Raw genomic sequence first — 4,618 nt, 5'->3', positions numbered from 1 at the left:
GCGACGTGGTGCCGGTGGACGGGCAGGAATGGACCTCCGACCCCTGGACGGTGACCGAGCGCGACGGCCGGCTCTATGGCCGGGGCGCCTGCGACATGAAGGGCTTCGTGGCGCTGGCGCTGGCGGCGCTGCCAAAGGCGCTGGAGGCGGGGGTGTCGCGGCCATTGCAGCTGGCGCTGAGCTATGACGAGGAGTTCGGCTGCGTCGGCGCGCCGGCGATGATCGCCGAGATGGCCCGCAGCCTGCCCAAGGCCTCGGCGGTGATCGTGGGCGAGCCGTCGCGCATGGCGGTGGTGACGGCGCACAAGGGCAGCCCGGCCTTCCGGGTGCATGTGCGCGGCCACGAGGTGCATTCCTCGATCCTGCACACCGGGGTCAGCGCCATCATGACCGGCGCGAAGCTGATCGACTGGGCAAACCGGATGAACGAGGCCAACCGCGCCCGGCAGCCCTCGGCGGTGGCGGGGCTCTTCGACCCGCCCTGGACCTCGCTGCATGTCGGCACCATCTCCGGCGGCACCGCCGAGAACATCACCGCCGCCGACTGCCGCTTCGGCTTCTCCTTCCGCATCGTGCCGGACGAGACGCCTGCCGACTGGATCGCGGCGCTGAAGGCCGAGGCGGCGCGGCTGGAGGCCGAGATGCAGGCGGTGCATCCCGACACCGGCATCACCCTGACCCCGAGCTACGAGGTGCCGCCGCTGCGCCCCGAGACCGATGGCGAGGCCGAGGCGCTGGCCCGCCGCCTGACCGGCGACAACGCCACGCGGGTGGTGAGCTACGGCACCGAGGCCGGCCAGTTCCAGGCCGAGGGCTATTCGGCGGTGGTCTGCGGCCCGGGCGACATCGCTCAGGCGCACCAGCCCGACGAGTATCTCGAAGTCTCGCAATTCGAAGCGGGCGAGGCTTTCCTCGACCGCCTGATCCAGCAGCTCGCCGCGAAAGATCCCGCCTGATGATGCACTTCCCGATCTCGATGGCGGTCCCCGCCCGGTTCCTTGCGCCGCTGCCTGCCGCCTGCGACGTGGTGGTGATCGGCGGCGGAGTGGTGGGGGTGATGACCGCCTGGTTCCTCGCCGAGCGCGGCATGCGCGTCACGCTCTGCGAGAAGGGCCGCATCGCCGGCGAGCAGTCCAGCCGCAACTGGGGCTGGATCCGCCAGCAGGGCCGCGACGCCGCCGAGCTGCCGATCATGGTGGAAAGCCTGCGGCTCTGGCAGGGGCTGGCGCAGCAGTTCGGCGACCGCCTCGGCTTCCACCAGACCGGGGTGATGTATCTGGCGGGGTCGGAGAAGGCGGTGGAGGGCTACGAGGCCTGGCTGCCGCATGCCCAGGCCAACGGGGTGGACAGCCGGCTGATGAGCCGGCGCGAGGTGGCGGCAAGGCTGAAGGGCGCCGGCCCCGGCTGGCCCGGTGGGCTCTTCACCCCCTCCGACGCCCGGGCCGAGCCCTGGGTCGCGGTGCCGGCGCTGGTCGAGGGGGCGATCGCCCGCGGCGCGGTGGTGATCGAGGATTGCGCGGTGCGGGCGCTGGACCTGAAGGCCGGCAGGGTCGCCGGCGTGGTGACCGAGAAGGGCCGCATCGCCTGCGATCAGGTGGTGCTGGCCGGCGGGGCTTGGTCCTCGCTCTTCACCCGGGCGCATGGGGTCGACATCCCGCAACTCTCGGTGCTGGCCTCGGTGGCGGCGACCGAGCCGATGCCCGAGATCTATCCCGGCGGGGCCGCCGCCGATGACTTCGCCTTCCGCCAGCGCGAGGATGGCGGCCTGAGCCTCGCACCCGGGGCGGAGCACGACTTCTTCCTAGGCCCCGACGCGCTGCGCCACGCCACGAAGTACCGCAAGATCTTCGCCAAGGACCGCAAGTCCACCCATTTCCGCCTCGCAGCGCCGAAGGGCTATCCCGACGGCTGGCTGACGCCGCGCCGCTGGGACGCCGACCGCACCTCGCCCTTCGAAGCGATCCGGGTGCTGAACCCGGCGCCGAACATGGCGACCATCGCCCGCACCCGGGAGGCCTTCGCCAAGGCCTTCCCGACCCTTGGCCGCCCGAAGCTGCGCGCGGTCTGGGCAGGGATGATCGACACCATGCCCGACGTGGTGCCGGTGATCGACCGCGCCGAGCGGGTGCCCGGCCTGACCATCGCCACGGGGATGAGCGGCCACGGCTTCGGCATCGGTCCCGGCATCGGCCGGGTGGTGGCGGATCTGGTCAGCGGCAACGCGGTGGGCCACGACCTCAGCCGCTTCCGCCTGTCGCGCTTCACCGACGGATCGGAGATCATCCTCGGCCCGTCGCTGTAGGGCCTCTGCGCGGGTGACGCCCGGAGAAGGCGTCGCCCGTCCCAGCGGGGCTGCCGATGGCGGTCTGCGGCTCAGCCGCCGGTGTGGCTCATGTGGCGGGTCATCTGGCCGGCCACGTTCTGCCGCGAGTAGTCGAAGTCATGGCCCTTGGGCTTGCGGGCGATGGCGTTGCGGATCGACTGTTTCAACAGCGCGTCCTCGGTCGAGGCGCGCAGCGGCGCGCGCAGGTCGGCCACATCCTCCTGCCCGAGACACATGTAAAGCTCGCCGGTGCAGGTCAGCCGCACCCGGTTGCAGCTTTCGCAGAAGTTATGCGTCAGCGGCGTGATGAAGCCGATGCGCTGCCCGGTCTCGGCAAGGCGCACATAGCGGGCGGGCCCGCCGGTGCGGTCGGCCAGATCGATCAGGGTGAAGCGTTCGGCCAGACGGGCGCGCAGGTCCTTCAGCGACCAGTATTGGTCGAGCCGGTGCTCCTCGCCCATGTCGCCCATCGGCATGACCTCGATGAAGGTCAGGTCGTGGCCGTCGCGGGCGCACCACTCGGCGAGGCCGAAGAGCTCGTCCTCGTTGAAGCCCTTCAGCGCCACCACGTTGATCTTGACCTTCAGCCCGGCCTCCTTCGCCGCCGCGATCCCGTCCAGCACCTGCGCCAGCCGGCCCCAGCGGGTGACCTCGGCGAATTTGGCGGCATCGAGCGTGTCGAGCGAGACGTTGATCCGCTTCACGCCGCAATCGGCGAGCTCCTGCGCATATTTGCGCAGCTGCGAGCCGTTGGTGGTCAGCGTCAGCTCCCTGAGTGCGCCGCTCTCCAGATGGCGGGACATGGCGCGGAAGAAGGTCATGATGCCGCGCCGGACCAGCGGCTCGCCGCCGGTGATGCGCAGCTTTTCCACGCCCATGCCGACGAAGGCGGTGCAGAGCCGGTCAAGCTCCTCCAGCGTCAGGAGCTCCGCCTTCGGCAGGAAGGTCATGTTTTCCGACATGCAGTAGAGGCAGCGGAAATCGCAGCGGTCGGTGACCGAGACGCGCAGGTAGGAGATGGCGCGGGCGAAGGGATCGATGAGCGGGGCTTCCATGACCTCAAGGTAGGGCTGCGACATCCGGTCCACAAGCGCGAACACCGCGGGTTGACGGCGGGACGGGGCCGACTATCGTCCTATGGATGAAACACGCACCCCTCCCGATCGTCCTGATCCTCGCGCTGCCCCTCTTGGCCGGCTGCGACTCGCTGATGCAGAAGACCGGCATGCAGGCGGCCCCCGCCGCCGCCCCGCCGCCGCGCCCCGCCGTCATGCCGCCCGCCGCCGCCCGCAGCGCCGCGGCGATGGACACCACGACCGAGGCCGAACGCGCCGCGGCGCTGGCCCCCTCCGCCGCCTCGGCCGCGCTGGGCAAGGTGGTCGTGGCGCTGGGGCCGCCCGCCGAGCCCGGCTTCTGGCTGCGCTCGTCGCTGGTCAGCGCCGAGCGGCCGGGGCGGGTGGAGACGGCAGGGGGCAAATCGGCCAATGTGACGCTGCTGCCCGGCAGCGGCGCGGCCTCGCTGTCGCTGCCGGCCTTCCGCGCGCTGGGGCTGTCGCTGACGGACCTGCCGCAGGTGACGGTCTACGGCGGCTGAGGGGGCGCGGGGCGCAAGCCGGGGGCGGGGCTGTCTGCCCCTCCCCCCGGACCCCCCAACCCCGAGGATATTTAGGGACAGAAAATAGGGGAAGAGGAGGTATCATCCTCTGGTGGCAGGTACTGCGACGCTTCCTTGCGCGCGAAGCTGCGCATATAGGGGCCGTGCTCGTTGAGGAAGGCGCGGGTGCGGGCGGGGTCGTGCTTCGAGAGATCACGCAGCCACCAGGCGACGGCCTTCTGGATGAACCAGTCGCGGTCGCCGAGATAGGAGGCGGCCCAGCCCAGCACCCGTTCGCGCGCCTCGATTTCGGCGGGCTTGGGGTTGTTGAGCTTGGCGAAGGGCAGGGTGGCGACCAGGGCGGCGCGCCGGGCCCACATCAGCTCGGAGGTCGTCCAGCCCTCGACATCGTCGAGCCGCGACGGGTCGGCGATGATGCGCTTCTGCGCGGCGATGCAGACATGGTCGGCGATGGCCCAGGCGTCGAACTCCGGCACCCAGGAGCAGATCAGCGCCCAGGCCTCCTCGTCGGAGGGGCGGATCCGGGCCTGGGTCAGCAGTTTCGCCGCGGCGATCCGGCCCTCGTGGATGTCGCTCGCCCAGAGATCGGCGGCGAGCGACAGGCGCTCCTCGAGCGACAGCTCGGTGCGCCAGTGCTTCACCAAAAGGTCGATCTCGGGGTTCGAGGCGCCGAGATAGAC

5 protein-coding genes are annotated in these 4,618 nt (G+C 71.0%); 3 read left to right on the top strand and 2 right to left on the bottom strand.

Annotated features, from left to right (window positions below; translation table 11 throughout):
- A partial coding sequence (gene argE, locus C5F48_RS21925; protein WP_107665873.1) for an acetylornithine deacetylase occupies window positions 1–956 on the top strand: 956 nt, incomplete at its 5' end.
- Between the two features lie 2 nt (window positions 957–958).
- Complete coding sequence (locus C5F48_RS21920; RefSeq protein ID WP_107665872.1) at window positions 959–2,302, top strand: NAD(P)/FAD-dependent oxidoreductase; 1,344 nt, start codon at window positions 959–961, stop codon at window positions 2,300–2,302.
- A gap of 71 nt (window positions 2,303–2,373) precedes the next feature.
- On the opposite strand, the gene moaA is transcribed toward C5F48_RS21920, so the two are convergent.
- On the bottom strand, window positions 2,374–3,378 hold the full coding sequence (gene moaA, locus C5F48_RS21915; protein ID WP_107665871.1) for a GTP 3',8-cyclase MoaA: 1,005 nt from the start codon (window positions 3,376–3,378) through the stop codon (window positions 2,374–2,376).
- 86 nt (window positions 3,379–3,464) lie between these two features.
- Here moaA and C5F48_RS21910 point away from each other — a divergent pair, with 86 nt between their 5' ends.
- Window positions 3,465–3,917, top strand: a complete 453-nt coding sequence (locus C5F48_RS21910) for a hypothetical protein (RefSeq protein ID WP_107665870.1) — start codon at window positions 3,465–3,467, stop codon at window positions 3,915–3,917.
- Between the two features lie 71 nt (window positions 3,918–3,988).
- Here the strand turns inward: C5F48_RS21910 and C5F48_RS21905 are convergent.
- A partial coding sequence (locus C5F48_RS21905) for a DNA alkylation repair protein (RefSeq protein WP_107665869.1) occupies window positions 3,989–4,618 on the bottom strand: 630 nt, incomplete at its 5' end.

The organism is Cereibacter changlensis JA139 (assembly GCF_003034985.1).
Taxonomy (GTDB): Bacteria; Pseudomonadota; Alphaproteobacteria; order Rhodobacterales; family Rhodobacteraceae; genus Cereibacter; species Cereibacter changlensis.
Note: the sequence above shows the minus strand (reverse complement) of the source record. Positions and strands in the feature narration are given on the sequence as shown.

Excerpts from the sequence above, each read along its gene's own strand:
- C5F48_RS21920 (WP_107665872.1), top strand. The coding sequence starts at position 959 with ATGCACTTCCCGATCTCGATGGCGGTCCCCGCCCGGTTCCTTGCGCCG.
- moaA (WP_107665871.1), bottom strand. The coding sequence starts at position 3,378 with ATGGAAGCCCCGCTCATCGATCCCTTCGCCCGCGCCATCTCCTACCTG.
- C5F48_RS21910 (WP_107665870.1), top strand. The coding sequence starts at position 3,465 with ATGAAACACGCACCCCTCCCGATCGTCCTGATCCTCGCGCTGCCCCTC.